The organism is Gallaecimonas zhanjiangensis, from assembly GCF_057624825.1.
Window position 1 is genome coordinate 1968909 of the sequence record NZ_CM172603.1, and the last position, 26247, is coordinate 1995155.

The 26247-nt window shown below is 57.6% G+C and carries 30 protein-coding genes and 1 other annotated feature; of the genes, 21 read left to right on the forward strand and 9 right to left on the reverse strand.

Translation table 11 applies throughout. The annotated features are described in order from the left end of the window. Positions 1-62: 62 nt before the first annotated feature. Positions 63-716 carry an HAD family hydrolase gene (locus tag AC22G1_RS09355; RefSeq protein ID WP_487316520.1) on the reverse strand — a complete coding sequence of 218 codons (654 nt, stop codon included), beginning with the start codon at positions 714-716 and terminating at the stop codon, positions 63-65. Further along, positions 713-1417 (reverse strand): bifunctional 2-polyprenyl-6-hydroxyphenol methylase/3-demethylubiquinol 3-O-methyltransferase UbiG, encoded by a 705-nt coding sequence (gene ubiG, locus AC22G1_RS09360; RefSeq protein ID WP_123421283.1) that lies wholly within the window; start codon positions 1415-1417, stop codon positions 713-715. Before ubiG ends, AC22G1_RS09355 begins: the two co-directional genes overlap by 4 nt. A gap of 126 nt (positions 1418-1543) precedes the next feature. Between ubiG and gyrA the strand changes: the two genes are divergently transcribed. The 11 genes from gyrA to AC22G1_RS09415 all read left to right on the forward strand — a co-directional run bounded on the left by gyrA (position 1544) and on the right by AC22G1_RS09415 (position 12569). Next, on the forward strand, positions 1544-4117 hold the full coding sequence (gene gyrA / locus AC22G1_RS09365) for a DNA gyrase subunit A (RefSeq protein WP_487316521.1): 2574 nt from the start codon (positions 1544-1546) through the stop codon (positions 4115-4117). Positions 4118-4163: 46 nt separating this feature from the next. Then, a complete protein-coding gene (gene serC, locus AC22G1_RS09370; protein ID WP_487316522.1) occupies positions 4164-5237 on the forward strand; it encodes a 3-phosphoserine/phosphohydroxythreonine transaminase in 1074 nt (357 codons plus the stop codon). After that, positions 5230-5808, forward strand: a complete 579-nt coding sequence (locus tag AC22G1_RS09375) for a chorismate mutase (protein ID WP_487316523.1) — start codon at positions 5230-5232, stop codon at positions 5806-5808. Before serC ends, AC22G1_RS09375 begins: the two co-directional genes overlap by 8 nt. Position 5809: 1 nt before the next feature. Then, the gene (gene aroA, locus AC22G1_RS09380) at positions 5810-7081 is read left to right on the forward strand and encodes a 3-phosphoshikimate 1-carboxyvinyltransferase (RefSeq protein ID WP_487316524.1); all 1272 of its coding nucleotides are present in this window, start codon (positions 5810-5812) and stop codon (positions 7079-7081) included. A gap of 72 nt (positions 7082-7153) precedes the next feature. Next, positions 7154-7843, forward strand: a complete 690-nt coding sequence (cmk, locus tag AC22G1_RS09385; protein ID WP_487316525.1) for a (d)CMP kinase — start codon at positions 7154-7156, stop codon at positions 7841-7843. Positions 7844-7933: 90 nt separating this feature from the next. After that, positions 7934-9607: a 30S ribosomal protein S1 gene (rpsA, locus tag AC22G1_RS09390; protein WP_487316526.1), complete on the forward strand. Its 1674-nt coding sequence runs from the start codon at positions 7934-7936 to the stop codon at positions 9605-9607. A gap of 50 nt (positions 9608-9657) precedes the next feature. Continuing rightward, positions 9658-9948 (forward strand): integration host factor subunit beta, encoded by a 291-nt coding sequence (locus tag AC22G1_RS09395; protein WP_487316527.1) that lies wholly within the window; start codon positions 9658-9660, stop codon positions 9946-9948. 104 nt (positions 9949-10052) lie between these two features. After that, positions 10053-10310, forward strand: a complete 258-nt coding sequence (locus AC22G1_RS09400; RefSeq protein ID WP_417356732.1) for a LapA family protein — start codon at positions 10053-10055, stop codon at positions 10308-10310. A 3-nt stretch (positions 10311-10313) separates the two neighbouring features. Further along, positions 10314-11483, forward strand: a complete 1170-nt coding sequence (gene lapB / locus AC22G1_RS09405; RefSeq protein WP_487316528.1) for a lipopolysaccharide assembly protein LapB — start codon at positions 10314-10316, stop codon at positions 11481-11483. Positions 11484-11492: 9 nt separating this feature from the next. Beyond that, on the forward strand, positions 11493-12194 hold the full coding sequence (gene pyrF / locus AC22G1_RS09410) for an orotidine-5'-phosphate decarboxylase (RefSeq protein WP_487316529.1): 702 nt from the start codon (positions 11493-11495) through the stop codon (positions 12192-12194). A gap of 60 nt (positions 12195-12254) precedes the next feature. Next, positions 12255-12569: a ComEA family DNA-binding protein gene (locus AC22G1_RS09415; RefSeq protein WP_050658074.1), complete on the forward strand. Its 315-nt coding sequence runs from the start codon at positions 12255-12257 to the stop codon at positions 12567-12569. Between the two features lie 10 nt (positions 12570-12579). Here the strand turns inward: AC22G1_RS09415 and rrtA are convergent, their stop codons facing one another. Beyond that, positions 12580-13149: a rhombosortase gene (gene rrtA, locus AC22G1_RS09420; protein ID WP_487316530.1), complete on the reverse strand. Its 570-nt coding sequence runs from the start codon at positions 13147-13149 to the stop codon at positions 12580-12582. 47 nt (positions 13150-13196) lie between these two features. On the opposite strand from rrtA, the gene AC22G1_RS09425 reads away from it, so the two are divergent. Continuing rightward, entirely contained in the window at positions 13197-13763 is a 567-nt protein-coding gene (locus AC22G1_RS09425; protein ID WP_487316531.1) for a tRNA-uridine aminocarboxypropyltransferase, read from the forward strand. A 9-nt stretch (positions 13764-13772) separates the two neighbouring features. Beyond that, a complete protein-coding gene (locus tag AC22G1_RS09430) occupies positions 13773-14180 on the forward strand; it encodes an acyl-CoA thioesterase (protein ID WP_464950783.1) in 408 nt (135 codons plus the stop codon). A 215-nt stretch (positions 14181-14395) separates the two neighbouring features. On the opposite strand, the gene AC22G1_RS09435 is transcribed toward AC22G1_RS09430, so the two are convergent. Then, a complete protein-coding gene (locus AC22G1_RS09435; protein WP_123421292.1) occupies positions 14396-15580 on the reverse strand; it encodes an amino acid aminotransferase in 1185 nt (394 codons plus the stop codon). Positions 15581-15710: 130 nt separating this feature from the next. Here AC22G1_RS09435 and rsuA point away from each other — a divergent pair, with 130 nt between their 5' ends. Next, positions 15711-16403, forward strand: a complete 693-nt coding sequence (gene rsuA, locus AC22G1_RS09440) for a 16S rRNA pseudouridine(516) synthase RsuA (RefSeq protein WP_487316532.1) — start codon at positions 15711-15713, stop codon at positions 16401-16403. On the opposite strand, the gene AC22G1_RS09445 is transcribed toward rsuA, so the two are convergent. Beyond that, positions 16400-16975 carry a DUF5655 domain-containing protein gene (locus tag AC22G1_RS09445; protein WP_487316533.1) on the reverse strand — a complete coding sequence of 192 codons (576 nt, stop codon included), beginning with the start codon at positions 16973-16975 and terminating at the stop codon, positions 16400-16402. The genes rsuA and AC22G1_RS09445 overlap by 4 nt on opposite strands. A 64-nt stretch (positions 16976-17039) precedes the next feature. On the opposite strand from AC22G1_RS09445, the gene AC22G1_RS09450 reads away from it, so the two are divergent. Beyond that, positions 17040-17876 carry a 23S rRNA (adenine(2030)-N(6))-methyltransferase RlmJ gene (locus AC22G1_RS09450; protein ID WP_487316534.1) on the forward strand — a complete coding sequence of 279 codons (837 nt, stop codon included), beginning with the start codon at positions 17040-17042 and terminating at the stop codon, positions 17874-17876. On the opposite strand, the gene AC22G1_RS09455 is transcribed toward AC22G1_RS09450, so the two are convergent. After that, positions 17877-18077, reverse strand: coding sequence for a zinc ribbon domain-containing protein (locus AC22G1_RS09455; protein WP_487316535.1), 201 nt, complete (start codon positions 18075-18077; stop codon positions 17877-17879). Positions 18078-18214: 137 nt separating this feature from the next. Here AC22G1_RS09455 and AC22G1_RS09460 point away from each other — a divergent pair, with 137 nt between their 5' ends. After that, positions 18215-18751, forward strand: coding sequence for a hypothetical protein (locus tag AC22G1_RS09460; RefSeq protein ID WP_487316536.1), 537 nt, complete (start codon positions 18215-18217; stop codon positions 18749-18751). Here the strand turns inward: AC22G1_RS09460 and AC22G1_RS09465 are convergent. Genes AC22G1_RS09465 through AC22G1_RS09475 form a run of 3 tightly spaced genes read right to left on the reverse strand, consistent with a single transcriptional unit; the run spans position 18745 to position 21674 of the window. Further along, positions 18745-19620 (reverse strand): fructosamine kinase family protein, encoded by an 876-nt coding sequence (locus tag AC22G1_RS09465; protein WP_487316537.1) that lies wholly within the window; start codon positions 19618-19620, stop codon positions 18745-18747. The genes AC22G1_RS09460 and AC22G1_RS09465 overlap by 7 nt on opposite strands. Before the next feature lie 58 nt (positions 19621-19678). Continuing rightward, positions 19679-20413, reverse strand: a complete 735-nt coding sequence (locus AC22G1_RS09470; protein WP_487316538.1) for an START domain-containing protein — start codon at positions 20411-20413, stop codon at positions 19679-19681. Then, positions 20325-21674: a M20/M25/M40 family metallo-hydrolase gene (locus AC22G1_RS09475; RefSeq protein ID WP_487316539.1), complete on the reverse strand. Its 1350-nt coding sequence runs from the start codon at positions 21672-21674 to the stop codon at positions 20325-20327. Before AC22G1_RS09475 ends, AC22G1_RS09470 begins: the two co-directional genes overlap by 89 nt. 270 nt (positions 21675-21944) lie before the next feature. Here AC22G1_RS09475 and thrS point away from each other — a divergent pair, with 270 nt between their 5' ends. The 5 genes from thrS (at position 21945) to pheS (ending at position 26232) form a co-directional block, all read left to right on the forward strand. Continuing rightward, complete coding sequence (gene thrS / locus AC22G1_RS09480) at positions 21945-23873, forward strand: threonine--tRNA ligase (RefSeq protein WP_487316540.1); 1929 nt, start codon at positions 21945-21947, stop codon at positions 23871-23873. Between the two features lie 3 nt (positions 23874-23876). Further along, a complete protein-coding gene (infC, locus tag AC22G1_RS09485; RefSeq protein ID WP_487316708.1) occupies positions 23877-24422 on the forward strand; it encodes a translation initiation factor IF-3 in 546 nt (181 codons plus the stop codon). 78 nt (positions 24423-24500) lie between these two features. Further along, positions 24501-24698 (forward strand): 50S ribosomal protein L35, encoded by a 198-nt coding sequence (gene rpmI / locus AC22G1_RS09490; RefSeq protein WP_050658089.1) that lies wholly within the window; start codon positions 24501-24503, stop codon positions 24696-24698. 13 nt (positions 24699-24711) lie between these two features. Then, positions 24712-25065, forward strand: a complete 354-nt coding sequence (gene rplT, locus AC22G1_RS09495; RefSeq protein ID WP_050658090.1) for a 50S ribosomal protein L20 — start codon at positions 24712-24714, stop codon at positions 25063-25065. Positions 25066-25109: 44 nt separating this feature from the next. Then, positions 25110-25231, forward strand: a sequence feature (Phe leader region). A 17-nt stretch (positions 25232-25248) separates the two neighbouring features. Next, entirely contained in the window at positions 25249-26232 is a 984-nt protein-coding gene (gene pheS, locus AC22G1_RS09500) for a phenylalanine--tRNA ligase subunit alpha (protein ID WP_487316541.1), read from the forward strand. Positions 26233-26247 lie beyond the last annotated feature (15 nt).

Below are 26247 nucleotides of genomic sequence, written 5' to 3' on the forward strand. Positions count from 1 at the left end.
AACCTAAATGGGGTCGGCTTTGCCTAAGTTGTCAAAATGCAAGCCCCGATCAAAAAAAGCGATCAGCTGTTTGATCGTGTGATCTTGCACCAATTCAGCAGATCCTCCGGTGCCGCCAGCACCGCCTTGGCCGGCCAACTGGGGTGGCTGTCGTCCACATAACCCCAACTGGCCACAAAGCCCTGCATGCCGGCGCCCTGAGCCGCTTCCATGTCGGTCAGGGCATCACCAAGGTAAAGGCAATGCCCCGGCTCTACTCCCATCAACTCGGCGGCGTGAAGGAGCGGCGCCGGGTCAGGCTTGCGACTGGCAAGGGTGTCGCCGCAAACCAGGGCCTTGCAGGCATCAAGCGCCGGAAAATGGGGCAGGGCGGCCACCGTCAGGTGGGTCACCTTGTTGGTAACAATGCCCCAGGGAATTTGGGCGTCGTTGAGCGCGCCAATCAGCTGGCTGACCCCTTCAAAAAGCCGGGTCTCGGCAGAGATGTCGCGCAGGTAGGCGTCCCAAAAGGCCTGGCGCAGCGCCTCTTGCTCAAAGGCGCCTTCGCCAAAGCCTAAAGTCAGCAGGCTCTTGGTGCCGTGGGTGGCATGGGGGCGAACCTCGGCCAGGGTTTTTAAGGGCAGGTTGTGGGCGGCCAGCACTTCGTTTAGCGCCCGGCGAAGGTCGGGCGCGGTATCAAGCAGGGTGCCGTCGAGGTCGAAAAGAACCGCGCTCATGCCGGTTTCCGGGCGGCGACCAGGTAGTTCATGTCCAGTTTTTCTGAGCGGCTGAACTGGCCGGTCAAGAGGTTGTAGCTCATGCCTACGGCTTTTAAAGGAATAAGCCCGGCGTTGTCGCAAAAGGCCATCAGCTCGGCCGGCTTGATGAATTTTTGAAAGTCATGGGTGCCGGCGGGCAGCCAGCGCAGGATGCGCTCGGCGGCAAAAACCCCAAGGGCCCAGGCTTTGGGGGTGCGGTTAAGGGTAGAGAACACCAGCATACCGCCGGGCTTACAGAGCTTGGCGCAGGCGCTCACCACCGATTGCGGGTCCGGTACGTGCTCGAGCATCTCCATGCAGGTCACCACGTCAAACTGGCCGGGCAGCTCTTCGGCCAGGGCTTCGGCGGTTATTTGCCGGTATTCAAGGGCTACTCCCACTTCTTCGGCGTGAGCGCGGGCCACGTTCAGTGGCTCGGTGCCCATGTCAGCGCCGGTCACCACCGCGCCCAGGCGGGCCATGGACTCACTTAAAATGCCGCCGCCGCAACCGATATCGACGATGCGCTTATTGCCAATGCCATCGGCCATTTCCTCAACGAAGGCCAGGCGCACCGGGTTTAACTGGTGCAGGGGTTTAAATTCCCCTTCTTTATCCCACCAGCGGTGGGCCATGGCTTCGAACTTGGCAATTTCAGTGTTATCAACGTTGTTATTCATCTTTACCTTCCGACATTGGCAGACGGGCCATTATAGCCCTGAGTGCGTTGCCTTTTCATGGTCAACGTCGACCGTTGTGGTATAGTGGCTCACTTTGTTGGAAGACCTTTAAAAGGGACGACTGAGATGAGCGATCTGGCCAAAGAAATCGTACCGGTCAGCATCGAGGATGAGCTCAAAAGCTCCTACCTTGATTACGCCATGAGCGTTATCGTCGGCCGGGCGCTGCCCGATGTCCGCGATGGCCTCAAGCCGGTACACCGGCGTGTTCTGTTTGCCATGAACGAACTGGGCAACGACTGGAACAAAGCCTATAAGAAATCGGCCCGTGTGGTAGGGGATGTTATTGGTAAATACCACCCCCACGGTGACTCGGCGGTCTATGACACCATAGTGCGTCTGGCCCAGCCTTTTTCCATGCGTTACACCCTGGTAGACGGCCAGGGCAACTTCGGCTCCGTGGACGGCGACTCTGCCGCCGCCATGCGTTATACCGAAGTGCGGATGGCCAAGATCTCCCACGAGCTGCTGGCGGATCTGGATAAAGAAACTGTCGATTTCGTTCCCAACTACGACAACACCGAACAAATCCCCGATGTCCTGCCGACCCGTGTGCCGAACCTCTTGGTTAACGGCGCCGCCGGTATTGCCGTGGGTATGGCCACCAACATTCCGCCCCATAACTTAAAAGAAGTGGTGGGCGGCTGTGTGGCGCTGATTGATAACCCGGATTTGACCATCGATGAGCTGATGGAATACATCCCGGGCCCCGATTTCCCCACCCACGGCATCATCAACGGTAAAAGCGGTATCCGCGACGCCTACCACACCGGCCGTGGCAAGATTTACATCCGTGCCCGCGCCGAAGTGGAAGTGAACGAAGACAATGGCCGCGAGACCATCATCGTTCACGAGCTGCCCTACCAGGTAAACAAAGCGCGGCTGATTGAAAAGATTGCCGAGCTGGTTAAGGAAAAACGCCTCGAGGGCATCAGCGCCCTGCGCGACGAGTCCGACAAAGACGGCCTGCGGGTGGTTATCGAGCTCAAGCGCGGCGAAGCCGGCGAAGTGGTACTGAACAAGCTCTACTCCCTGACCCAGATGCAGGTGGTGTTCGGCATCAACATGGTGGCCCTGGACCAAAACCAGCCGCGCCTCTTTAACCTCAAAGATGCCCTTGAGTGCTTTATCAATCACCGCCGTGAAGTGGTGACCCGCCGCACCATTTATGAGCTGCGTAAAGCCCGCGAGCGAGCCCATGTGCTGGAAGGCCTGGCCATTGCGCTGGCCAACATCGACCCGGTTATCGAGCTGATTCGCCGCAGCCCAACCCCGGCCGAAGCGAAAGCTGGCCTGGTTAGCACCCCCTGGGAGCTGGGTAACGTAGCAGCCATGCTTGAAGGCGCCGGTGTTGACGCCGCTCGCCCCGAGAGCCTGGAGCCGCAATACGGCATCCGTGACGGCAAATACTTCCTGACCGAAGTGCAGGCCCAGGCCATTTTGGACCTTCGCCTGCACCGCCTGACCGGCCTTGAGCACGAGAAGATCCTCGACGAGTACAAAGGCCTGCTGGACATCATCAAAGAATTGCTGTTCATCCTGGCCTCCCCTGAGCGCCTGATGGAAGTGATTCGTGAAGAGCTGGTGGCCATCTCCGAGCAATATGGCGACGAGCGCCGCACCGAGATCAGCGAGTCTTCTGCCGATATATCCATCGAAGATCTGATCAATGAAGAAGACGTGGTAGTGACCCTCTCCCACGAGGGTTACGTGAAATACCAGGTCCTGACCGATTACGAGGCCCAGCGCCGCGGCGGTAAAGGCAAAGCGGCCACCAAGATGAAGGATGAAGACTTCATCGAGCAGCTGCTGGTCGCCAACACCCACGACACCATCCTGTGCTTCTCCAGCCGTGGCCGCCTCTATTGGCTGAAGGTGTACCAGCTGCCGCTGGCCAGCCGTACCGCCCGTGGCCGCCCCATCATCAACCTGCTGCCCCTGGAAGCAGACGAGCGCATCACCGCCATTTTGCCGGTGCGCGAGTATGAGGAAGGCAAGTACATCTTTATGGCTACCGCCTTTGGTACCGTGAAGAAAACTGCCCTGACCGAATACAGCCGCCCACGCTCCAGCGGCATCATCGCTGTTAACCTCAATGACGGCGACCAGCTGATTGGCGTGACCATCACCGACGGCAGCAACGAAGTGATGCTGTTTAGCGATGAAGGCAAAGTGGTGCGTTTTAGCGAGCAGCAAGTGCGGGCCATGGGCCGCGGCGCTACTGGTGTGCGCGGTATCAGCCTGGAAGACGGCCAGTCTGTGGTGTCCATGGTTATCCCCAGTGAAAACGTGGATATCCTCACCGTGACCGAAAACGGTTATGGTAAGCGCACCGAGCAGGCTGAGTATCCGGCCAAGAGCCGGGCCACCAAAGGGGTGGTATCCATCAAGGTCTCCGAGCGTAACGGCAAGGTGGTGGGTGCGGTAGCAGTTGAAGATGGCGATGAAATTATGCTTATCTCCAACCGTGGCACCCTGGTGCGCACCCGGGTCAACGAAGTGTCCCGAGTCGGCCGTAACACCCAGGGCGTGACCATCATTCGTACCGCAACGGATGAGAAGGTTGTCGGCTTGCAGCGCATCGCCGAGGTGGACGAAGAAATTGTCCCCGAGGCGCAAGGCGAAAACGCCGACGAGTAATTCAAAAGCGGCCATGGGGCCGCTTTTTGTTTTTAGATAGGGTCGTATGAACAACGTATTCAATTTTTGCGCAGGTCCCGCCATGCTTCCGCCGGCGGTGATGCAACGTGCCCAGAGCGAGATGATTGACTGGCAGGGCCGCGGCGTGTCGGTGATGGAAGTGTCCCATCGCGACAAGCCCTTTATGGCGGTTGCGGCCAAGGCCGAAGCCGACCTTCGGGAATTGATGGCCATTCCCGATAACTACAAAGTGTTGTTCCTGGCCGGCGGCGGCCGCAGCCAATTCACCGCCGTGCCCCTGAACCTGCTAAAGGAAGGCGAACAGGCCGACTACCTCATTACCGGCCAATGGTCCAAGGCGGCTTATGAGGAGGCCAAGCGCTTTCGCGATGTGGCCATCGCCGGCGAAATCGATATGAACACCAAACCCATCTCGCTGCCCACTGATATCAAGGTGCGTGACGGGGCCAAGTACCTGCACTATTGCCCCAACGAAACCGTTGATGGCATCGAGATGTTCGAGGAGCCCAAGGTAGCGGTGCCGCTGGTGGCGGACATGTCCTCTTGCATCCTGTCGCGCCGGATTGATGTGTCCAAGTACGGCCTCATTTATGCCGGTGCCCAAAAGAACATCGGCCCCTCCGGCCTGGTGGTGGTGATCGTCCGTGACGATCTGCTTCGTGACGACGTGTTGGTGCCCTGTATCTGGGATTACGCCAAGCAAGCCGAGCAGGGCTCCATGCTCAACACCCCGCCAACTTATTCCTGGTACCTGGCGGGGTTGGTGTTCGAATGGCTCAAAGAGGTGGGGGGCGTTGCCGCCATGGAAGCGCATAACGCTGCCAAGGCTGAGCTGCTGTACGGCGCTATTGATAGCATCGGGCTGTATCAAAACTTGGTGGCCCCGAGTTGCCGCTCACGGATGAACGTGGTGTGGCAACTCAAAGATGAAAGCCTCAACGAGGCCTTCCTTGCCGAAGCCGAAGCCCTGGGGCTGATGGCCCTTAAAGGCCACCGTTTTGTGGGCGGCATGCGCGCCTCCATGTACAACGCCATGCCGCTGGAAGGTACCCAGGCCCTGGTGACCTTTATGGCGGACTTTGCCAAGCGCCATGGCTGATCTCAGCGCCCTGCGCCAGCAGATAGAGGAGATAGACAACCGCTTGCTGGCTCTGCTCAGCCAGCGGTTGCTGGTGGCCGACGAGCTAGGCGAGCTCAAAGGGGGTAGGGTGTTTGACCCTACTCGCGAGTTTGCCCTGGTCGAGCAGCACGTGGAGAGCTTTACCCAGCTGCCGGCGCCACTGGTGCGCCAGTTTAGCCGCGACCTCATCTCCCTATGCCGGGCCCGCCAGGGGCCGTTTCGCATTGCCAGTCGGCAACCGCCGCTGGTGCATGCGCTGCTTGGCCGCTATACCCAAACCTTGCCAAGCGATGCCCCCTTCGAGGCGGTGTTCGAAGGGCAGGCCCAAGGGGTATTGTGGCTCGGCGACCTGCCAGACTCCCTGGCCGGGTTGCTACCCGCAGCTACCTTCGCTTTTGAGGGGCAGCAGGGCTTTTTGCTGACCACCCAAGGCGCCACCGGTGGTGCCTGGCAACTGAGTGACAAGGCACCCGGCCAAGGCGTGGGTGCCAAATGGTTTTTGATTTCCGGGCATCAGTTTGATGCCTGGCCCTTACTCTCGGAAGATTGATATGGAATTACTGACACTGGCCGCCGGCGGTACTGTTGCCGGAACCTTGTCTATGCCTGGTTCAAAATCCCTGTCCAACCGGGCATTGCTGCTGAGCGCCTTCTGCGCCGCGCCCACCGCCTTGAGCAACGTGCTGGACGCCGACGACATCCGCCATATGCGCGGCGCCTTCAAGGCGTTGGGGGTGGCGGTGGCTGAGCAGGGTGAGAGCCTGGTAGTGAAGGGCCCCTGGCGTCCCGGCACGCCAGCCGAGCCGATTTTCCTCGGTAATGCCGGTACCGCCATGCGCCCCTTGACCGCGGCTCTTGCTTTGACCCCGGGCACCTTTGAACTGGTGGGTGAGCCGCGCATGTACGAGCGGCCCATCGGCGATCTGGTGGACGCCCTTCGCCAGCTGGGTGCCGACATCCAGTACCTGGGTGAAGAGGGCTACCCGCCCCTTAAAATCAACGGCAAGAAACTGGCCGGCGGCACCCTGAGCGTTAAAGGGGATCTGTCCAGCCAGTTCCTGTCTGCGCTGCTTATGGCCGCGCCTTTGTGTGAAGGGGACGTCACCATCAAGGTCGACGGCGAGCTGGTCTCCAAACCCTATGTGGAACTGACCCTGGGTTTGATGGCCATCTTCGGCGTGGTTGCCGAGCGCCCCGACGACCAGACCTTTGTCATCAAAGCAGCCAGCCAATACCAAAGCCCCGGTAATTACTATGTGGAAGGGGACGCCTCTTCCGCCTCCTATTTTGCCGCCGCTGGCGCCATTGGTGGTGACGTCACCATCAAGGGCCTTTTCAAAGGCATGCTGCAAGGGGATGTGGATTTTGTGGACGCCCTTGAGCAAATGGGGGCCAAGGTCCAGTGGGGCGAACATCAGGTGCGGGTGCAAAAAGGCGAGCTCAAAGGCATTGATATCGATGCCAACGCCATTCCCGATGCTGCCATGACCCTCGCCACCACGGCGCTTTTTGCCGAGGGGCAGACCGTCATTCGCAACATCTACAACTGGCGCCTTAAAGAAACCGACCGGCTGCACGCCATGGCCACCGAGCTGAAAAAGGTGGGCGCTGAGGTGGAAGAAGGGCAGGACTTTATCAAGGTCAGCCGCGGCCAAGCCATCCGCCATGCCGAGATTGACACCTATAACGATCACCGCATGGCCATGTGTTTTGCCTTGCTGGCACTGGGCAATAGCACCATGGGTATTCGCGATCCCAAGTGCACCGCCAAGACCTTTCCGGATTTCTTTGCGCGTTTTGCGGCAATCCGTAAAGGTATTTGAAAGACTTTTGCCCTATAATGCGCGCCCGACGCCTGCAGGCTTTAGCCTGTATCCGTAGAAATGGAGGATTTTATGGCTGAACTGGTACCCGTCGTTACCGTAGACGGACCAAGCGGCGTAGGCAAAGGCACCCTGTGCCAATTGCTGGCGGACAGGCTCGGTTGGCACTTCCTTGACTCCGGTGCCATCTACCGGGTGTTGGCCCTGGCGGCGCTGCATCATCAGTGCCCCTTGGAAGACGAGGAAGCCCTGGTGCCGCTGGCCGCGCACCTGGATGTGCAGTTTGAGCCGGTAGCTGAAGGGGTGAAGGTTATCCTCGAAGGCGAGGATGTCACCAAAGCCATTCGTACCCAGGAAGTGGCCGGTACTGCCTCGCAAGTGGCGGCCTTCCCTCGGGTGCGCGAAGCGCTGCTGCGCCGTCAGCGGGCCTTTCAGAAAGCTCCTGGCCTGGTGGCAGACGGCCGGGACATGGGCACGGTGGTCTTTAAAACTGCCCCGGTGAAACTGTTTCTGACCGCCAGCGCCGAAGTCCGCGCCGAGCGCCGATACCAGCAGTTGCTGGCCTCAGGGCAGGATGCTAAAATCGAACGTCTTTTAACCGAGATCCGTGAGCGTGACGAACGCGATGCCAATCGCGCCGTGGCGCCACTGAAGCCAGCGGAGGATGCTCTGGTCATTGATACCAGCCATCTTTCTATCGAGCAGGTGCTCGATGCCGCCTGGCAGGCGGTCTGTGCCAAGATACCGGCACTGGCCAATTAAGAACCCTTCTGCGCCAAGGAACGGTGTAGAACACATGAACAACCCCATGTCGGATGGATGCCACATGGTTTGTTAAATAAGCAGACACACATGACTGAATCATTTGCTCAACTGTTCGAAGAAAGCTTGAAAGAGATCGAAACCCGCCCGGGTTCCATCGTTAAAGGTACTGTTGTTCGCGTTCAAAAGGACATCGTACTGGTCGACGCTGGTCTGAAATCTGAGTCCGCTATTCCTGCCGAACAGTTCAAAGATGCCAACGGCGAAATCACCGTAGCTGTCGGTGACGTTGTTGACGTCGCGCTGGACACCGTAGAAGACGGCTTCGGCGAGACCATCCTGTCTCGCGAGAAAGCCAAACGCTACGAAGCCTGGCTGGTTCTCGAGAAAGCTTACGAAGAAAACGCCACTGTTATCGGTATCATCAACGGTAAAGTTAAAGGCGGTTTCACTGTCGATCTGGACGGCATCCGTGCCTTCCTGCCTGGTTCTCTGGTTGACGTTCGTCCTATCCGTGACACTGCTCACCTGGAAAACAAAGACCTGGAATTCAAGGTCATCAAGCTGGACCAGAAGCGCAACAACGTTGTTGTTTCCCGTCGCGCTGTGATCGAATCTGAGAACAACGTTGAGCGTGAGCAACTGCTGCAAAACCTGCAAGAAGGTATGGAAGTCAAAGGTATCGTTAAGAACCTGACTGACTACGGTGCCTTCGTTGACCTGGGTGGCGTTGACGGCCTGCTGCACATCACCGACATGGCTTGGAAGCGCGTTAAGCATCCTTCCGAGATCGTCAATGTTGGCGATGAAATCACCGTCAAGGTACTGAAGTTCGACCGTGAGCGTACCCGTGTATCTCTGGGCCTCAAGCAACTGGGCGCCGATCCGTGGGTTTCCATCGCCGAGCGTTACCCTGAAGGTCACAAGCTCAAAGGCCGCGTGACCAACCTGACCGACTATGGCTGCTTCGTTGAAATCGAAGAAGGCGTTGAAGGCCTGGTACACGTTTCCGAAATGGACTGGACCAACAAAAACATCCACCCCTCCAAGGTTGTTAACCTGGGCGACGAAGTGGAAGTTATGGTTCTGGACATCGACGAAGAGCGTCGTCGTATCTCCCTGGGTCTCAAGCAGTGCAAACTCAACCCCTGGGAAGAGTTCGCTGGCCGCTTCAACAAGGGCGACCAAGTCTCCGGTAAGATCAAGTCCATCACTGACTTCGGTATCTTCATCGGTCTGGACGGCGGCATCGACGGTCTGGTTCACCTGTCCGACATCTCCTGGAACGCTACTGGTGAAGAAGCCGTACGTGAGTACAAAAAAGGCGAAGAAATCACCGCAGTTGTTCTGCAAGTGGATGCCGAGCGCGAGCGCATCAGCCTGGGCGTGAAGCAACTGGAAGCCGATCCTTTCAACAACTACCTGAACGATAAGAAGAAAGGTGCTATCGTTAACGGTACCGTGATCGCTGTAGACGCCAAAGGTGCTACCATCGATCTGGGTGAAGGTGTTGAAGGCTACCTGCGTGCCTCCGATATTTCTCGTGAGCGCATCGAAGATGCTTCCACCGTGCTGAAAGCCGGCGAAGAAGTTGAAGCCAAGTTCATGGGTGTTGATCGTAAAAACCGCACCATCTCCCTGTCCATCCGCGCTAAGGATGAAGCAGACGAGCGTGATGCCATCGATCACCTGAACAGCCAGGACGACGTGGTTATTCCTAACGCCATGGCTGAAGCTTTCAAAGCTGCTAAGAGCGAAGACTAATCAGGCGGGTGGGGTTTTGGCCCCACCCTCTTTGGCGCCGAGGAAACCTTATGACCAAATCAGAACTCATTGAGAGTTTGACCGCCAAGTATGCTGACCTGCCTGCGCGGGATCTGGAACTGGCAGTTAAAGAAATTCTGGAACAGATGGCCAACACCCTGGAAGCAGGGGAGCGCATCGAGATCCGGGGATTTGGCAGTTTTTCCCTGCATTACCGGGCACCGCGGGTTGGGCGTAATCCCAAGACCGGGGATTCGGTGGAGCTGCCTGCCAAGCAGGTACCCCACTTCAAGCCGGGTAAGGAACTGCGGGAAAGGGTCAATCTGAGCGCTGGTTCCTGATCAGTATTTAAGAAAAAAAGGCATGCGAGAGCATGCCTTTTTTGTGTCTGAGGCCGCTTTTAGGCAATAATAGCGGCGTTCGATTTTGGCCCACAGGAGGTGCGGTGCTAACCCTCATCAAATGGCTTGTTGCCGTCGTTATCTTTATCCTGGCTCTGGCTGTTGGTGCCGAAAATGCCCAACCTGTTGCCGTTAACTATCTGGTTGCCCAGAAAACCTTTTCTTTGGGGCAGTGGCTGGGGATCGCCTTTGCTTTTGGTGCATTACTGGCTTTTATTGTGCTTGGCAGCCTGTGCTGGGTACAAAAGCGCAGAATTGCCCTCCTGCAGCGCAAGTTGAGCGCCAAACAAAAAGACGCCTGATTTATGGTTGAACTTCTGTTCCTGCTTTTGCCCATTGCGGCCGGTTACGGCTGGTATATGGGCCGTCGCAGTGTGCGCCAGGAACGGGAGGTTCACCGCAACCGACTCTCTCAGCGTTATTTCAAGGGCCTTAATTTCCTGCTCTCCGACCAGCCAGACAAAGCGGTGGACCTGTTCATCGACATGCTGGCGGTAGACTCCCAGACCCTCGAAACCCATATGGCGCTGGGTAACCTTTTTCGCCGCCGTGGTGAAGTCGACCGAGCTATTCGCATTCACCAAAACCTGGTGGCCCGCCCCTCTATTGGAGAGGAAGACCGGCGCCTGGCCATGCTGGAGCTTGGCCAGGACTTCATGGTGGCCGGGCTTTATGACCGGGCCGAGAATATCTTTGACGAACTCAAGGACGACCCTGAGCATAGCCAGCAGGCCCAAGAGCAATTGCTGGCCATCTATCAGCACACCAAGGACTGGCACCAAGCCATCAAGGTGGCCAAGCGCATGGGTAAAGACAGGCCCATGGCCATTACCCGCGCTCTGAGTCACTTCTACTGCCAGCTGGCCGGGCTTGCCCTTGATAAGGGCAATAGCCGTGAAGCCCTCAAGGAATACAAAAAAGCCTTGGATGTGGACGGCGGCTGCACCCGTGCCCGAGAAGGCCTTGCCAAGCTCTACCGGGAGGGCGGGCAACTCGAAGAGGCGCTCGCGGTATTGGTGCCGGTGGTCAGTACTGACCCTGATAACAGCTCCGAAGTGCTGCCTGTTATCGCTGACCTTTTTAGCCGTCTGGGTGACAGCGAGGGCTACTATAACTTTCTTGCCAAAGCCGTCAGCCAGGACAGCGGCGTTTCGGTGGTGCTGGCTTATGCCGATCTCACGCAAGCGCAAGCCGGTATTGGCAGCGCCGAAGCGCTGCTGCTTGATGAGCTAAAACGCCACCCCACTCTCAAAGGCTTTCGTCGCCTTATTCAGTATCAGCGCGAGAAGGTCGCCGAGCCTTCCGCCAAGGAGAGTCTCAATCTGCTGGCCGAGCTGGTTGAGCAACAGATCCGTATTCGCCCCACTTATCGCTGTCGCCACTGCGGTTTTAGCGCCAACAAGCGCTACTGGCTCTGCCCATCTTGCCAGCAGTGGGGGCAAATCAAACCCATCCGTGGCCTGGATGGTGACTAAGGAGAACCCATGCCAAATAAGCCTGTCGTCGTTGCGCTGGATTTTGATGACAAAGCCAAAGCCCTGGCGCTGGTTGACCAGCTCGACCCGCAGCAGTGCCGCCTGAAAGTCGGCAAGGAAATGTTTACCCTCTTTGGCCCCGATTGGGTGAAAACCCTGGTCGATAAAGGATTCGATGTTTTTCTCGACCTTAAATTTCACGACATTCCCAATACCGTGGCCAAAGCCGTGGCCGCAGCGGCGGAGCTGGGTGTGTGGATGGTCAACGTCCACGCCAGTGGTGGCCGCCGGATGATGGAAGCGGCCAAAGCGGCCTTGGCGCCTTATGGCGATAAAGCGCCGCTGCTGATCGCGGTCACGGTGCTGACCTCCATGACCGATGAAGAGCTTCAAGAATTGGGCGTCAGCGCTAAGTGCGCCGAAGAGCAGGTTTTGCTCCTGGCTTCTTTGACCAAGGCTGCCGGCCTTGACGGCGTGGTGTGCTCGGCCAAGGAAGCCCAGCGACTCAAGGAAGCCCTTGGCCAGGACTTTAAACTGGTCACCCCGGGGATCCGCCCGGCCGGCAGCGACGCTGGCGACCAGCGCCGGGTACTGACCCCCAAAGAGGCCTTGGCGGCTGGTTCGGACTACCTGGTTATTGGCCGGCCCATTACCCAGGCCGACGACCCCATGGCGGTGCTTGGCGCCATCAATGACAGCCTGAAAAACTGACTATACTTACCTCTGAGCTAAGGATGTGCTCATCTGGGACAACCAAGGTAAGGACAACCTATGAAACGGACTTTGCAATTGCTGTTACTGGCGGCCAGTGTACTGGCCTGCAATGTGGCTCTGGCGGTAGACGTCGATAAGACGACAACTGACCAAGGGGTTGTGCAAGAGACTGCTGAAGCCATTGATATCAATTCTGCCTCGGCAGAGGAAATCGCCCACACACTCAAGGGCGTCGGAGCGAAAAAGGCAGCGCTTATTGTTGAATACAGAGAGGCCCATGGCCCTTTTACCAGCCTTGAAGACCTCAAGAAGGTAAAAGGTCTTGGAGAAAAGCTTCTCAGCGCGAACGCCGATAAAATTCGCTTTAAATAACAAGGGGCCGTCAGGCCCCTTTTCTTTTGCGCCAAATAATACTCACCACCCACCAAGGCAATACCGCCAAGGCCCCGAACAAATGGGCATCGGTTGCCACCGGTGCGCCGATAAGATTGATGGTTTCAGCCGCGGCGCCATGCCACTGCTCCCAGCCAATCTTGGCTATAACCCCGATGATGATAAGCCAGCCGGTTTTCTCGCCTCGGCGAATGTCTTCTAGTGCGCCCATCAACAGCAGGCCATGCAAGATACCCGAAAGCCCAACGTACCATTGAAGGGCAGGGCAGAAGGCCAGTAATCCAAGGCTGCTGGCCACACTCAGGTAACCCAGGCGGTCCCACCAACCCCAAAAGCTGTAATAGCGGCCATGGAGCCAGGCAATGACGAGGGCGCCGGCACTGTTCATGGCCAGATGCCAGCCATTGGTATGCAGCAAATGGCCGGTGACTAGCCGCCAAAGCTGGCCGTCGAGGATGGCTTGGCGTTGGTACATCAATTGCTGGTGCAGATCGGCCGGCAGCAGCATCAACAGGCTGGCCAACAGGATCAGGCTGAAAGCTCCGACCAGATGTGGCATCAATGGCAAACTCTTTTTAGAATGGGCCTCCATCCTAAGGGGGAGTCATGGCCCGAGCAAGTTGCCCAAAGTGCAATCGTTTGATAATTCACTGTATTTGTGCGCTTATCCGGCCTTTGGCATGCCGCACCCAGGTAACGCTGGTGCAATATCCCGGCGAGGAAACCCACCCTCTGGGTACCGCAGCATTGGTGCAAGGCGCTTTGGATTGTGCCTTGCTCCGCACAGATGCGCTGCTCGAGGCGCCAGCCTGGCCGGATGGAACGGCTCTGTTGTTCCCGGGGGAAGGGGCCCGCAACCTCGCCACTTTGGCTAGTGCGCCGTCCCATCTAGTGGTTTTGGATGGCACCTGGCGCAAGGCCCTTCGGCTCTACGAGCAGAGCCCGGCACTCAAGGCCTTGCCTAAGGTGTGTTTGCCCCAAGGGGCAGTGAGCCGCTATAGGCTTCGCAGCACCCGCAAAAAAAGTGCCTTGAGTACGGTAGAGGCGGTGATGATGGCGCTTGCCATCATCGAACCGGGTATCGATTTATCTCCCCTTGAAGACGGCTTCGAGGGGCTCATTGAGCGGGCAATGACCCGCCTGCCGGCATCGGTTCGGCAACAATATCTATAAGGAAATCCCATGGCAGTACACCACACCCTGATCAAGGTTCGCGGCTATCACCTGGACGTCTACCAGCATGTCAACAATGCCCGCTACCTGGAGTTTCTCGAAGAAGCCCGCTGGGGCTGGCTGGAAGACTCGGGTGAGCTGGCTTGGTTCCAGTCCCACAAGCTGGCCTTTGTGGTTGTTAACATCAACATCAATTATCGCGCCGCGGCCACCCTTGGCCATACCCTTCGCATCAAAACCCAGCTTGCCGAACTGGGTGAGCGCTCTGGTGTGGTGCGCCAGGAAATTTATTTTGATGGCTCCGACACCCTGGTAGCGGACGCAGCCATTACCTTTGTGTGCATGGACCAACGCACCGGCAAAGCTGTTGCCATGGAGGGAGAGCTGGCGACCTTTTTGCAAAAACACCTAGAGTGAATTTGACGAAAACGTTACAATGCGCCCGACCCTACAACAGAGGCCGGAGTGCAGCATGGAACACCATGACACCCACGAGCCTTACTACCAGCTTCAAGACGAGGTAGTCAAAGAACTGCCCCTGGAGTTGGAAGAAGATGCTCATCTTTGCTAGATGCATTACGTGAAACAAAAAAGGCAACCCTCGGGTTGCCTTTTCTTTTTCTATCAAAACCTTAGAGCACTTTGGTGATGGCGTCGGCCAGGTAATCCACGTTGCTGTGGTTGATGCCGGCCACGTTCATGCGGCTTGAATCCACCATGTATACGGAAAATTCGTCCTTGAGGCGATGCACTTGCTCTTTGCTGATCCCCAGGAACGAGAACATGCCGTACTGCTTGGTGATAAAGGAAAAGTCCTTTTTGTCCTGGCGGGCGTGGAGTTTATCCACCAGCAAGGAACGCAGCTCATGAATGCGGCCACGCATCTCGGCCAGCTCGGTTTTCCAGAGCTCGGTGAGCTCGGTTGAACCCAGCACGATATCGATGATGGCGGCGCCGTGAGCTGGCGGCATGGAATAGATGCAGCGGGCTACGTTTTGGATGACGCTGGACAAAATCGCCACGCGAGTGCTGTTTTCACCAACCAGGGTCAGGGCGCCGATCCGCTCGCGATAGAGGCCGAAGTTTTTTGAACCTGAGGTGGTGAGCAAGAATTCGGGCAACGTCGCCGCCAGGGTGCGGGGGCCAAAGGCGTCTTCGTCGAGGCCATCGCCAAAGCCCTGGTAAGCCATATCAATAAGGGGAGTAAAGCCCTTTTCCTTAGCCAGTTCGGCAAAGGCCAGCCACTGCGCTTGGTTAAGGTCGGCGCCAGACGGGTTGTGGCAGCAGGCGTGCAGCAGCACCACATCACCTTTGGGGACCGACTGCAGGGCATCCATCATGCCGGCAAAGTCGACGCTGGAATTGTCCTTGTCAAAATAACGGTAGGATTTGACTTGGATGCCGGCGGCGTTAAAGAGGGCGTTATGGTTGGCCCAAGTCGGGTCGGTTACCCAGATGGTGGCGCCGGGGTTACAGCGTTTGATGAACTCGGCGGCCATGCGCAGCGCGCCGGTGCCGCCCGGGGTAGACACGGTGCACTGGCGGGCCAGCACCGGGTTGCCTTCGCCAAAGACCAGCTTGGCCAGTTTGTCGTTAAAGCCGGCGTCCCCTGCAGAGCCAATGTAGGTCTTGGTGGTTTCGGTCTCAATGCGTTGGCGCTGGGCCAGGGCGACCGATTTGAGAATGGGTGTTTCACCCGTCTCGGTTTTGTACACACCAACACCGAGATCCACCTTGCTGGGGTTTTCATCGTTTTTATAGGCGATGGAAAGGCCAAGGATGGGGTCGGCGGGCACGGCTTGCAGGCTTTCAAACATGGTCGGTTGTTCCAAAAGGGTGGGCGAGAAATCGTTTCCCCTAGCCTAAGCCAAATAGCGGCCAAGGTTAAGTGGGTTAAGGCGGCAAATGTGGCTAGAATAGTGCACTTTTTCTTAAGGGCGAGACTCAATGCGTCTGGATAAATTTCTTGCCGACAATTCCCTTTACTCCCGTGCCCAAATCAAAAGATTGATGCACCGGGAAGAAGTCACCGTCAACGGCGAGGTGGTTAAAGACCCCGGCTTTAAGGTGACTGACACCGATGAGGTGGTGTTGGAAGGCGAAGCTATGCGGGCGGTTGGCCTGCGTTATTTTATGCTGCACAAGCCCAAGGGGTATGTGTGCTCCACCGACGATCCTGAGCACAGCTCGGTGCTGGCTCTGCTGGACGACAAAGAGCGTTTTGGGTTGCACATGGCTGGCCGCTTGGATCTCGACACCACCGGGCTGGTGCTGCTCACCGACGACGGCCAATGGTCGCACCGGGTGACCAGCCCCAAACACGACTGCGCCAAGCGCTACCGGGTTTGGCTTGACGATCCCTTGATTGACGATGCCGAGCAGCGTTTTGAGGAAGGCGTGCAGCTAAGGGGCGAGCGGCATTTGACCAAACCGGCGACCCTTGAGCGCGTGAGCGAGACCGAAGTGCTGCTGACCATCAGCGAAGGCAAGTACCATCAGGTCAAACGGATGTTTGCCGCCCTGGACAACAAAGTGGTGGATCTGCACCGCGAAGCCATCGGTCCCTTGGAGCTCGATGCCAGCCTTGCTGAAGGGGAATACCGGCCGCTAACCGCCGAGGAAGTGGCGCTACTCGGTTAACGGGCCAGTTCAAAGGCGAGGCTGAGCTTTTCGGCCAAGCTGTCGTCGAGTTCGGTCGTCGATATCAGGCGGACCTTGTGGGTAATGCGGTCTTTTTTGGCCAGGCCGCCGCTATCGACAAAGCGCTCATCAAAGGGTTGGCCCTTCCCCAGGGCCAGCCCCAATTCCAACTGCTGGTTCCCGGCGGCTTTAACTGTTGCAAAAACCTTGTTGTGATAGGCCGCCACCTGGGTTTTGGCCGGGCAAAGCTTCACCTCGTCCGACAACGACAGCAATAAATCCTCCACCGCATCATAAAGGGGCCTCAAGGCCGCCTTGCCGCCGCTGTATTGGGCATCGACCAAACGTGGCGCTTCAAGAAGATAGTGCTCTTCATCGGTGCTGTGGCTATCGAGGATAAGGGCAATGGTTGCTCCGCCCAGGCCATATTCGTCTTTGAGCCAGGTCTTGGCGTCCTTGGGCGCTTCGGCGGCCACCAGGGCGCGCCAGTCTTCCAGTTCCCGGCCGGTGGTGGCCGCCAGGTTCTGGGCCATGGCCTGCGCGTGCTTAATGGCGGGGTGAAGATGATACATGCTTAGGTGATCTCAAAAGGCCATGGCTTTAGAATGCCTGCACCCATTCTTTTAGACCAGTGCCATGCTCAGCTACCGTCACGCCTTTCACGCCGGCAACTATGCCGACGTTCTCAAACATGCCGTTATTGCCTTTGTGCTTGATTACCTAAAGCAAAAGGACAAACCCTTTTATGTGCACGATACCCACGCCGGTGCCGGCCGCTACCTGCTGAGCGATGCCAAGGCCCAGAAAACCGGGGAATTTAAAGACGGCATTGCCAAGGTGCTGGCCGCCGCCGATGCGCCGCCAGCCCTGGCACCCTACCTTGAAGTGGTGCGCGCCATGAACAAGGGCGAGCTGCTGCATTACCCGGGCTCGCCCTTTTTGACGCGTGCGCTGCTGCGAGACCACGACCGCCTGTTTCTAACCGAGCTGCACCCTGCAGACATGGTGCTATTGGAGCAGCTCTTTGCCAAAGACCGCCAGGTGAGGGTAGAAAAGGCCGACGCCTACGAGACCCTGGTGGCTAAGATGCCGCCCAAGGAAAAGCGCGGCCTGGTGGTCATCGACCCGCCCTATGAGCTCAAAGAAGACTACCAAGCGGTGGTGCATGCCATCAGCGACGCTCACCGGCGCTTTGCCACAGGTACTTATGTGCTTTGGTACCCGGTGGTAGAGCGCGCCCGGGTTGAGGCAATGATGGCGGCGTTCAAAGCCACCGGCATCAAAAAGCAGCTGCGTATCGAGCAAGGCCTGCTACCAGATACCGATCAGCACGGCATGACTTCTGCTGGCCTGCTGGTGGTCAATCCGCCTTGGACCCTCAAGGCTGCCATGGACGAAACCTTGCCCTGGCTGGACAAGGTGCTGGCCAAGGGGGCAGGGCAGTATCGTTGTGAGTGGTTGGTGGAGGAGTGATCAGTAAAGCTGCTCGTCGTCGCCGTCTACCTGGACGCTGAGCTGGCCGTCTAAGTCTTCGGTTACCTGGATATGGATGGGGCTGCAACAGTTGGCGCAGTCTTCGATGAAATCCTGGCCGACATCATCCGGCTCTAGGGTAATAAAGGTGTGGTGGCCGCAGGTAGGGCATTCAACCCGCCATTGCCTGACTTTATCCATAACGCCTCCAAAAGCGTGGCGATGACTGTCAGTATGGCATTGGGCCAGCGGGTTTACGTTTATTTACCCGCCATTGTTCGAGTTGGTTTAGGTGCATGGGGCATACTTGAACTGTGACGTAAATGAGGAACTTTCCCATGAAAAAGACCCTGATCACGGGCATCGCTGCCCTAAGCATGATCCTGGTACCGACACTGGCCGAGGCCCATGGCGGCCACTACGACGGTCATTATGGTGGTCACGGTGGTCCAGGCCGGGTCATCGTGGTGAAACCCGGCTACCATCACTACGGCCCGCCGCCGGCCCGTCGCTCTTACCACCACGGTAATGCCCTGGCCGGTATTGCCACCTTTGCGGTCTTTGCCGGTATCACCTATGCCATCGTCAACAACGCCTATTATCGCCAGCAAGGGAATAACTACGTTTATGTGGATAATCCCCCGGCCGGCAGCTACCGGGTGGTCAACCAGCCTGGCACCACTACCACCACCGTAACCACCACTACTTCCGTGGCGCGTGGCGAGGGCCTGAGCCCCGGCACCGTGGTGGATGAAATCGTCGGGCCCACCAAGAAGGTGGCTTATGAAGGGCGGCTTTATTACATCGCCGATGGGATCTGGTATCTGCCGGTCGATGGCGGCAGCCAGTTCGTGGTGGTGCAACCCCGTTACTGATGGTGATAGAGGTTCAGCAGGGCGCTGGCGCTCTGCTGGGCTTGTTGCCAGTAATGCTCGCCAAAAAGGTTGGTGTGGTTGAGCAGGTGGTAGAGGTTGTATAGCTCGCGCCGGCTTTCGTAGTTTTCATCCAGCGCCAGGGTATCGTCGTAAGCGGCGTAAAAGTCCGGGTCGAAGCGGCCAAAGAGCTCGGTCATGGCGATATCTGCCTCCCTGTCCCCGTAGTAACAGGCCGGATCGTAAAACACCGGTTGGTCTTTAATAAACCCGATATTGCCTCGCCAAAGATCCCCATGAAGCAGGCTCGGCGTCGGCTGATGATGCTTTAACAGCCGGCAGGCACAATCAAGAAGCGCCTCTTGTTGAGGCAACAACAAACCTTTCTCTGCCAGCATCCCCAGCTGGAACGCCAAGCGCTGCTCGCAAAAAAAGCGGTGCCAATGCTTATGCCAGGCGTTGGGTTGAGGGCTGTTACCGATGAAGTTGTCCTCGTCAAAGCCGTACATGGCTTGGTCCTGGCGCTGGTGCAGGGCGGCAAGCCCTTCGCCAAGGCGCTGCCAGCCCAGGCGGCTGGGGGCGGCAAACTCAAGATACTCAAGGACCAGGTAGGCAAAGCCCCGGGTGGCGCCCACGCATACCACCTCGGGGCTGCGCAGCGGGCCAAAACGGGATAGCTCACCAAGGCCAAAGGCCTCTGCCTGTAGCTGCTCTAGGTGACACGACTCGCTTATCTTGACGAACAGGCTCAGGCGCCCATCGCCCACCACGTAGCTTTGCCAGCGCGGCCCGGTTTGATGCAGGCGCCGCTCAGACAAGACAAAAGGCCTGCCGATAAAGGCCGAGATCTCTTCTTGCAAGGCATGCCACATGGTCGTTCTCCTACCGCAATCGCTGGTGATAAGCGTAGCCGTAAATACCCAGGCAGGCTCAGCGCTCGCTGCGGGTACGGGTGGCCGGAGGTTCCTTGATAAAAGGGTATTGGCTGTCCTGGTATTTCAGTTCGGTGATGCGATTGCAAAGCCCGGCCAGGGTTTTGGCCGTTGAGCTGACACTGAGTTTGTTAACCAGCCAATCGGGCAGCCAACCGGCCGGGTCGGCGCTACCGGTGTAACGAATTTCGGTCAGCCCCTGGCCAAGGGGCGTCAAGCGCCACTGCCCCGACACCCCGTGCATGCGCACATAGCCTTTGAGTTGCGGGTAGCGCTCGGCGGCGTCTTTGATGTCAAGATGCAGCGTGAAGTCTGGGTCTTGGCGCCAGGCCGAGAGGGTGACCGCGTCACGGTTTTTGGCCGGCCAGGGCAAATGAAAGCGGGTATGGATAACGTCTTCGGTAGCGGACGGTTTGTCGAGGCGTTTTACCGCCTCGACATGGGCCATCCATTGGGGTACGGCTTCAAGATCGTTCATCACCGCCGCAAAGGCCGAAAGCCGGGTGACGACCTGGCACTGGGCCTGCACACTGACCAGGCCATCGCGACCTTGCTCAATCCACAGCTTGACCCCGTTTCGCTCCGGCTGGGCCTGCCATTGGCCAAAGGCGAGGGGAGGGGCCAGTAGCAGCCCCCACAGCAGTTTAGAAAGCGCCGGCTGCGCCCGGGAATACCACCGGGCTTTCGGTGCCGTCTTTGGCAACGGCGGCAACGCCGAAGAAGTAATTGTCAATGACCACTCCTTTGAGGGTGTAACTATCTGTATTTCCAACGTAACGACTGTGCGTCCAAGTCGGTTCGGTGGTCAAGCGCCAATACACCTTATACCCCGCCAGTTGTTTATCTTTGCCGGCCTGCCAGCTCAGGGTGGTATCCGGGCTGACTGCACCTTTGATGGTGACATCCGCAGGCGCCGTGGGCGCCCAGGCCATGGAGGCGAGGGTAATGGCATCAAGCGCTGCTACCTTGCGGGCGTAGTCAAAGTCCACCCCGGCCAGCACATCGCCATAGGCCACGCCGTTTTCGGTGCGAAGGTCTTGGTGCTGGCGGTTGTAGTTTTCGTGGGTTTCCATCAGCCGCACCCCGGGATAACCGGCGTCATTAAAGGGACTGTGGTGGCCGCCCCGGCCGAAGCGGTCGAGGCGATAAACCATCATCACGTCCAGCATCGGCAGGTACTGGTGAGCCAAGGCTTTGATATAGCGGCCCAGGTTGCGGGAGGGGGAGTCCAGCTCGCCGCCGGTAAAGCGTCGGGCCCTGGCTTCTGCTGGCGTTTCCACCGCGCGGGTGCCCTCGGAGAACACCCGGACCGTGTGGTTATCTTTGATACCGTCAATGCCCTCGGTGTTGCCAATCATATCGTTGTTGATCACCGCATCGATATTCCAGCCCTGCTCGCGAGCGTATTTGGCGAGGATCTTGCCGCCAAAGAGCCCTTGTTCCTCGGCAGAGAGGGCGGCAAAAACGATGGTGCCGGGAAAGTCGTATTTGGTCAGTACCCGCGCCGATTCCAAGGTGGCCGCGATGCCAGAGGCGTTGTCGTTGGCGCCGGGGGCGTCGGCGGTGGCGTTCATCACATCGGTCACCCGCGAGTCGATATCGCCTGAGAGTAACGCCATGCGTTTTTTGTCTTCACTGCCCCATTTGATGGCGATGACGTTGGTGATGAGGGTCGGGTTAGGGATGCGTTTTTCACCGCTGACGGTATCGGATACCCGGATCACCTCCAGGCAGCCGCCGCACTCTTTGCTGATGGCCTTGAACTGGGCTTCTATCCAATCGGTGGCAGCGCCGATGCCGCGGGTCTTGGACGTTTGGCTAGAAAGGGTGTGGCGGGTGCCAAAGCTTACCAGTTTGGTCACGTCAGCCTTCATGCGCTCGGCAGACATGGCGGCGCCAATGTCATACAGCTCGGGTTTTTCTGCCGGCGGTACAGTCTGCGCCTGGGCAAGAAACGGCAGCAAGGTGGCGGCCAGCAGGGTCTTTTTGATCATGGTTATCTCCTGTTGTCAGTGCCTCTAACCTAACAGCGGCATCGGGCCAGGCCAGTGCTCTGCGCTGGTGCGTCTTGCTGATGCGACCAAAGGGCGGGGTCATTGGCGTTGCACCGGGCCGACCAACACCGCTATCATTGCCTCTCTTTTGGTCAGGGCGGGGTTCCCGCTGCCGAAGCGCCCTTGGTTTGGGTGGTAAGCAACTGACGTTTCACGATTTTAACTTTCAAGTGGCCCTTGGTACGGGTCACCACTGACAAGGACATTCTCATGCCTGCTATTACCCTGCCAGACGGTTCCGTTCGTCAATTTGCTAACCCGGTCTCCATTATGGATGTGGCCATGGACATTGGTCCTGGCCTGGCCAAAGCCACCATTGCCGGCCGTGTCAACGGCGAGCTGATGGACGCCAGCGACCTTATCGAAAACGACGCAACCCTGGCCATCATCACCGCCAAGAACGACGAAGGTCTTGAGATCCTTCGCCACTCCTGTGCCCACCTGTTAGGCCATGCCATCAAGCAGCTGTGGCCCCAGACCAAAATGGCCATAGGCCCGGTGATCGATAACGGCTTCTATTACGACGTCGACCTGGACTTTCCTTTGACCCAGGAGCATATCGAGCAGCTCGAAGCCCGCATGCACGAGCTGGCGGAAAAAGACTACGACGTCATCAAGAAAAAAGTGAGCTGGCAGGAAGCCCGGGACACCTTCGAGTCTCGCGGTGAAAGCTACAAAATGGCCATTTTGGACGAGAACATCAGCCACGATGATCGCCCAGGCCTCTACCACCACGAAGAATACGTCGACATGTGCCGTGGCCCGCACGTGCCGAACATGAAGTTCTGCCATCACTTCAAACTGATGAAGGTGGCTGGCGCCTATTGGCGTGGCGATGCCAAGAACAAGATGCTGCAGCGCATCTACGGCACCGCCTGGGCCGATAAAAAAGCCCTTAATAGCTACCTGGTGCAGCTGGCCGAAGCCGAAAAACGCGATCACCGCAAAATCGGCAAGCAGCTGGACTTGTTCCACTTCCAAGAAGAAGCGCCGGGTATGGTGTTCTGGCATAACGACGGCTGGATAATCTTCCGCCAGCTCGAGACCTTTATCCGCGAGAAACTGCGCGAGTTTGACTACCAAGAAGTCAAAGGCCCGCTGATGATGGACCGGGTGCTGTGGGAGAAATCCGGGCACTGGGAAAAATATGGCGACGCCATGTTCACCACCAGCTCCGAGAACCGCGATTACGCCATCAAGCCCATGAACTGCCCGGGCCACGTGCAGATCTTCAACCAGGGCCTCAAATCCTACCGCGACCTGCCGCTGCGCATGGCCGAGTTCGGCTCTTGCCATCGCAACGAGCCGAGCGGAGCCCTGCACGGCCTAATGCGGGTGCGCGGTTTTACCCAGGATGACGCCCACATCTTCTGTACCGATGACCAAATCCAGGCGGAAGTGGCCAGCTGTATCGACATGGTTTACAGCACTTACGCCACCTTCGGCTTTGAAAACATCAAGGTCAAACTCTCTACCCGCCCCGAGCAGCGCATCGGCTCCGATGCCATCTGGGACAAAGCAGAGCAGGGCCTGGCCGAAGCGCTGAGCGCCAAAGGCATCGAGTACGATCTGCAGCCCGGTGAAGGCGCCTTCTACGGCCCGAAAATCGAATTTACCCTGCACGATTGTCTCAACCGTGCCTGGCAATGTGGTACCGTGCAGCTCGACTTCGCCCTGCCGGGCCGTCTGGGTGCCAGTTTTGTGGCCGAAGACAACGACCGCAAGGTGCCGGTGATGATCCACCGCGCCATCCTGGGGTCCTTGGAGCGTTTCATCGGTATTCTTATCGAGGAATACGCTGGATTCTTCCCGGCATGGCTGTCGCCGACCCAGGCGGTGGTGATGAATATCACCGATGCCCAGGCCGATTACGTGCAGGAAGTGGTAAAAACCCTTGAAAGCGCGGGTATTCGTGCAAAAGCCGACTTGAGAAACGAGAAGATTGGCTTTAAAATCCGCGAGCACACGCTTAAGCGCGTCCCCTACCTGCTGGTTGTAGGTGATAAAGAACGGGAAGCAGGCGAAATCGCCGTCCGTACGCGCAAAGGACAAGATCTCGGCAAATTCAAGCTGGAAGACTTCATTAGCCAGCTGCAAGGCGAAATTGCCAGCCGAGGCAAACAAACCGTGGAGGAATAACGTATTAAAGGCGGAAGACGGGGCCCAGTGGTCCAGCAGAAACCGAAACACCGTATCAATGACCTGATCCGTATCCCTGAAGTTCGCCTGATCGGCGCTGAAGGTGAGCAGCTTGGCGTCGTTAAAATCCAGGATGCACTGGCCCAGGCTGAAGCAGCCCAAATGGACCTGGTTGAGATCAGCCCTAACGCTGAGCCGCCGGTCTGCCAGATCATGGATTACGGTAAGTTCCTCTACGAGAAACAAAAAAGCGCAAAAGAACAAAAGAAAAAGCAGAAACAGATCCAGGTGAAGGAAATCAAATTCCGCCCTGGCACAGATGAAGGCGACTACCAGGTAAAACTGCGCAACCTGGTTCGCTTTCTGGAAGACGGTGACAAAGCCAAAATCACCCTGCGGTTCCGCGGTCGTGAAATGGCGCACCAAGAGCTCGGTCGTGACCTGCTTGAGCGGATCAAGGCTGACCTCGAAGAGCTGTCTGTTGTTGAGTCCTTCCCGAAAATGGAAGGCCGCCAGATGGTGATGGTGCTGGCACCCAAAAAGAAATAATCAGGCGCCCACAAGTAGCGGGCCATTTCGGCCCGTTCGCCCTGGTTGTTGGTTGTTAACAATGCGGAGTTATTCGTAATGGCTAAAATGAAGACCCATCGTGGTGCTGCCAAGCGGTTCAAAAAAACCGCGTCTGGTGGCTATAAGTTCAAGCAGTCCCACCTGCGCCACATCTTGACCAAAAAATCCTCCAAGCGTAAGCGTCAGCTGCGCGATACCCATCAGGTTGCCGCTGCGGACAAGCCGCTGGTCGACCGTATGCTGCCTAATCTGTAAGGGGATTTGAGAGATGCCAAGAGTTAAACGTGGTGTAACTGCTCGCGCTCGTCACAAGAAGGTAATGAAGGCCGCCAAAGGTTACTATGGCGCCCGTAGCCGTGTTTATCGCGTTGCCTTCCAGGCCGTGATCAAAGCCGGTCAATACGCTTACCGTGACCGTCGTGCCAAGAAACGTCAGTTCCGTCAGCTGTGGATTGCCCGTATCAACGCGGCTTCCCGTCAGAACGGTCTGTCCTACAGCCGTCTGATCAACGGTCTGAAGAAAGCTTCCGTGGAAATCGATCGTAAGATCCTGTCTGACATCGCTGTACACGACAAAGCCGCCTTCACTGCTCTGGTCGAAAAAGCCAAAGCAGCACTGTAAGACGGAGGGGGGCTCCGGCCCCCCTTTTTTGCCCAAAGAGACAACCCAATGCCAACACTGTTTTTCTTTAGCTTCTTCTTTACTTCCTGAATGTCAGGAGGCCTTACCTTGGTGAAGAAGAAGCTAAAGGAAACCCAAGGCCTCCCAGACGGGAGGCTTTTTTGTTTGTGATACGAGGACGCCATGCAACATCTTGACGAGATCGTCAGCCAGGCCAAGGCAGCCATCGACGCTGCTGCGGACATGGCGGCACTGGATGCCATCCGGGTCGATTACCTGGGTAAAAAGGGCCTGTTGACCCTGCAAATGCAATCTCTGCGTGACCTGAGCCCGGAAGAGCGCCCCAAGGCTGGCGCCGTGATCAACCAGGCCAAAGAGGCGGTTCAGGAAGTACTGAACGCCAAGAAAGACGCCATGATGGAAGCCGAGCTTAACGCCAAGCTGGCTGCCGAGCAGGTGGACGTCACCCTGCCTGGCCGTCGCCAAGCCCTGGGCGGCCTGCATCCGGTAACCCGTACCATCGAGCGTATCGAAAGCTTCTTCGGTGAGCTGGGTTTTGCGGTCAAAGAAGGCCCGGAAATCGAAGATGCCTTCCATAACTTCGACGCCCTGAACATCCCGGCCCATCACCCGGCCCGTGCGGACCACGATACCTTCTATTTCACCCCTGACATGCTGCTGCGCACCCAAACCTCCGGCGTGCAAATTCGCACCATGGAAGTGGAAAAACCGCCGCTTCGCATCATCTCTCCTGGCCGCGTCTACCGTAACGACTACGACCAGACCCACACCCCCATGTTCCACCAGGTCGAAGGCCTGCTGGTAGACGAGAACATCTCCTTTGCCGATCTCAAAGGCATTCTTCACGACTTCCTGCAGAACTTCTTTGAAGAAGACTTGGAAGTGCGTTTTCGCCCCAGCTTCTTCCCCTTCACCGAGCCCTCTGCCGAGGTGGACGTGAAAGGCAAAAACGGCAAGTGGCTGGAAGTGCTGGGCTGCGGCATGGTGCACCCCAACGTGCTCAAGGCTGTGGGTATCGACCCGGAAAAATATACCGGCTTTGCCTTTGGTATGGGCGTGGAGCGCCTGACCATGCTGCGCTACGGCGTTAACGACCTGCGGGCGTTCTTCGAGAACGACGTACGTTTCTTGAAGCAGTTCAACTAAGGCAGGGAGTGAGTC

Bases quoted from the DNA above. Each gene is read 5' to 3' on its own strand.
- AC22G1_RS09460 (WP_487316536.1), top strand. From the start codon at position 18,215: ATGAAAAAGACCCTGATCACGGGCATCGCTGCCCTAAGCATGATCCTG.
- AC22G1_RS09430 (WP_464950783.1), top strand. From the start codon at position 13,773: ATGGCAGTACACCACACCCTGATCAAGGTTCGCGGCTATCACCTGGAC.
- AC22G1_RS09445 (WP_487316533.1), bottom strand. From the start codon at position 16,975: ATGTATCATCTTCACCCCGCCATTAAGCACGCGCAGGCCATGGCCCAG.
- serC (WP_487316522.1), top strand. From the start codon at position 4,164: ATGAACAACGTATTCAATTTTTGCGCAGGTCCCGCCATGCTTCCGCCG.
- AC22G1_RS09465 (WP_487316537.1), bottom strand. From the start codon at position 19,620: ATGTGGCATGCCTTGCAAGAAGAGATCTCGGCCTTTATCGGCAGGCCT.
- aroA (WP_487316524.1), top strand. From the start codon at position 5,810: ATGGAATTACTGACACTGGCCGCCGGCGGTACTGTTGCCGGAACCTTG.
- AC22G1_RS09415 (WP_050658074.1), top strand. From the start codon at position 12,255: ATGAAACGGACTTTGCAATTGCTGTTACTGGCGGCCAGTGTACTGGCC.
- AC22G1_RS09455 (WP_487316535.1), bottom strand. From the start codon at position 18,077: ATGGATAAAGTCAGGCAATGGCGGGTTGAATGCCCTACCTGCGGCCAC.
- AC22G1_RS09375 (WP_487316523.1), top strand. From the start codon at position 5,230: ATGGCTGATCTCAGCGCCCTGCGCCAGCAGATAGAGGAGATAGACAAC.
- rpmI (WP_050658089.1), top strand. From the start codon at position 24,501: ATGGCTAAAATGAAGACCCATCGTGGTGCTGCCAAGCGGTTCAAAAAA.
- rpsA (WP_487316526.1), top strand. From the start codon at position 7,934: ATGACTGAATCATTTGCTCAACTGTTCGAAGAAAGCTTGAAAGAGATC.
- rplT (WP_050658090.1), top strand. From the start codon at position 24,712: ATGCCAAGAGTTAAACGTGGTGTAACTGCTCGCGCTCGTCACAAGAAG.
- AC22G1_RS09425 (WP_487316531.1), top strand. From the start codon at position 13,197: ATGGCCCGAGCAAGTTGCCCAAAGTGCAATCGTTTGATAATTCACTGT.
- lapB (WP_487316528.1), top strand. From the start codon at position 10,314: ATGGTTGAACTTCTGTTCCTGCTTTTGCCCATTGCGGCCGGTTACGGC.
- pheS (WP_487316541.1), top strand. From the start codon at position 25,249: ATGCAACATCTTGACGAGATCGTCAGCCAGGCCAAGGCAGCCATCGAC.
- rsuA (WP_487316532.1), top strand. From the start codon at position 15,711: ATGCGTCTGGATAAATTTCTTGCCGACAATTCCCTTTACTCCCGTGCC.
- ubiG (WP_123421283.1), bottom strand. From the start codon at position 1,417: ATGAATAACAACGTTGATAACACTGAAATTGCCAAGTTCGAAGCCATG.
- rrtA (WP_487316530.1), bottom strand. From the start codon at position 13,149: ATGCCACATCTGGTCGGAGCTTTCAGCCTGATCCTGTTGGCCAGCCTG.
- AC22G1_RS09475 (WP_487316539.1), bottom strand. From the start codon at position 21,674: ATGATCAAAAAGACCCTGCTGGCCGCCACCTTGCTGCCGTTTCTTGCC.
- cmk (WP_487316525.1), top strand. From the start codon at position 7,154: ATGGCTGAACTGGTACCCGTCGTTACCGTAGACGGACCAAGCGGCGTA.
- gyrA (WP_487316521.1), top strand. From the start codon at position 1,544: ATGAGCGATCTGGCCAAAGAAATCGTACCGGTCAGCATCGAGGATGAG.
- AC22G1_RS09355 (WP_487316520.1), bottom strand. From the start codon at position 716: ATGAGCGCGGTTCTTTTCGACCTCGACGGCACCCTGCTTGATACCGCG.
- AC22G1_RS09435 (WP_123421292.1), bottom strand. From the start codon at position 15,580: ATGTTTGAAAGCCTGCAAGCCGTGCCCGCCGACCCCATCCTTGGCCTT.
- pyrF (WP_487316529.1), top strand. From the start codon at position 11,493: ATGCCAAATAAGCCTGTCGTCGTTGCGCTGGATTTTGATGACAAAGCC.
- AC22G1_RS09395 (WP_487316527.1), top strand. From the start codon at position 9,658: ATGACCAAATCAGAACTCATTGAGAGTTTGACCGCCAAGTATGCTGAC.
- thrS (WP_487316540.1), top strand. From the start codon at position 21,945: ATGCCTGCTATTACCCTGCCAGACGGTTCCGTTCGTCAATTTGCTAAC.
- AC22G1_RS09450 (WP_487316534.1), top strand. From the start codon at position 17,040: ATGCTCAGCTACCGTCACGCCTTTCACGCCGGCAACTATGCCGACGTT.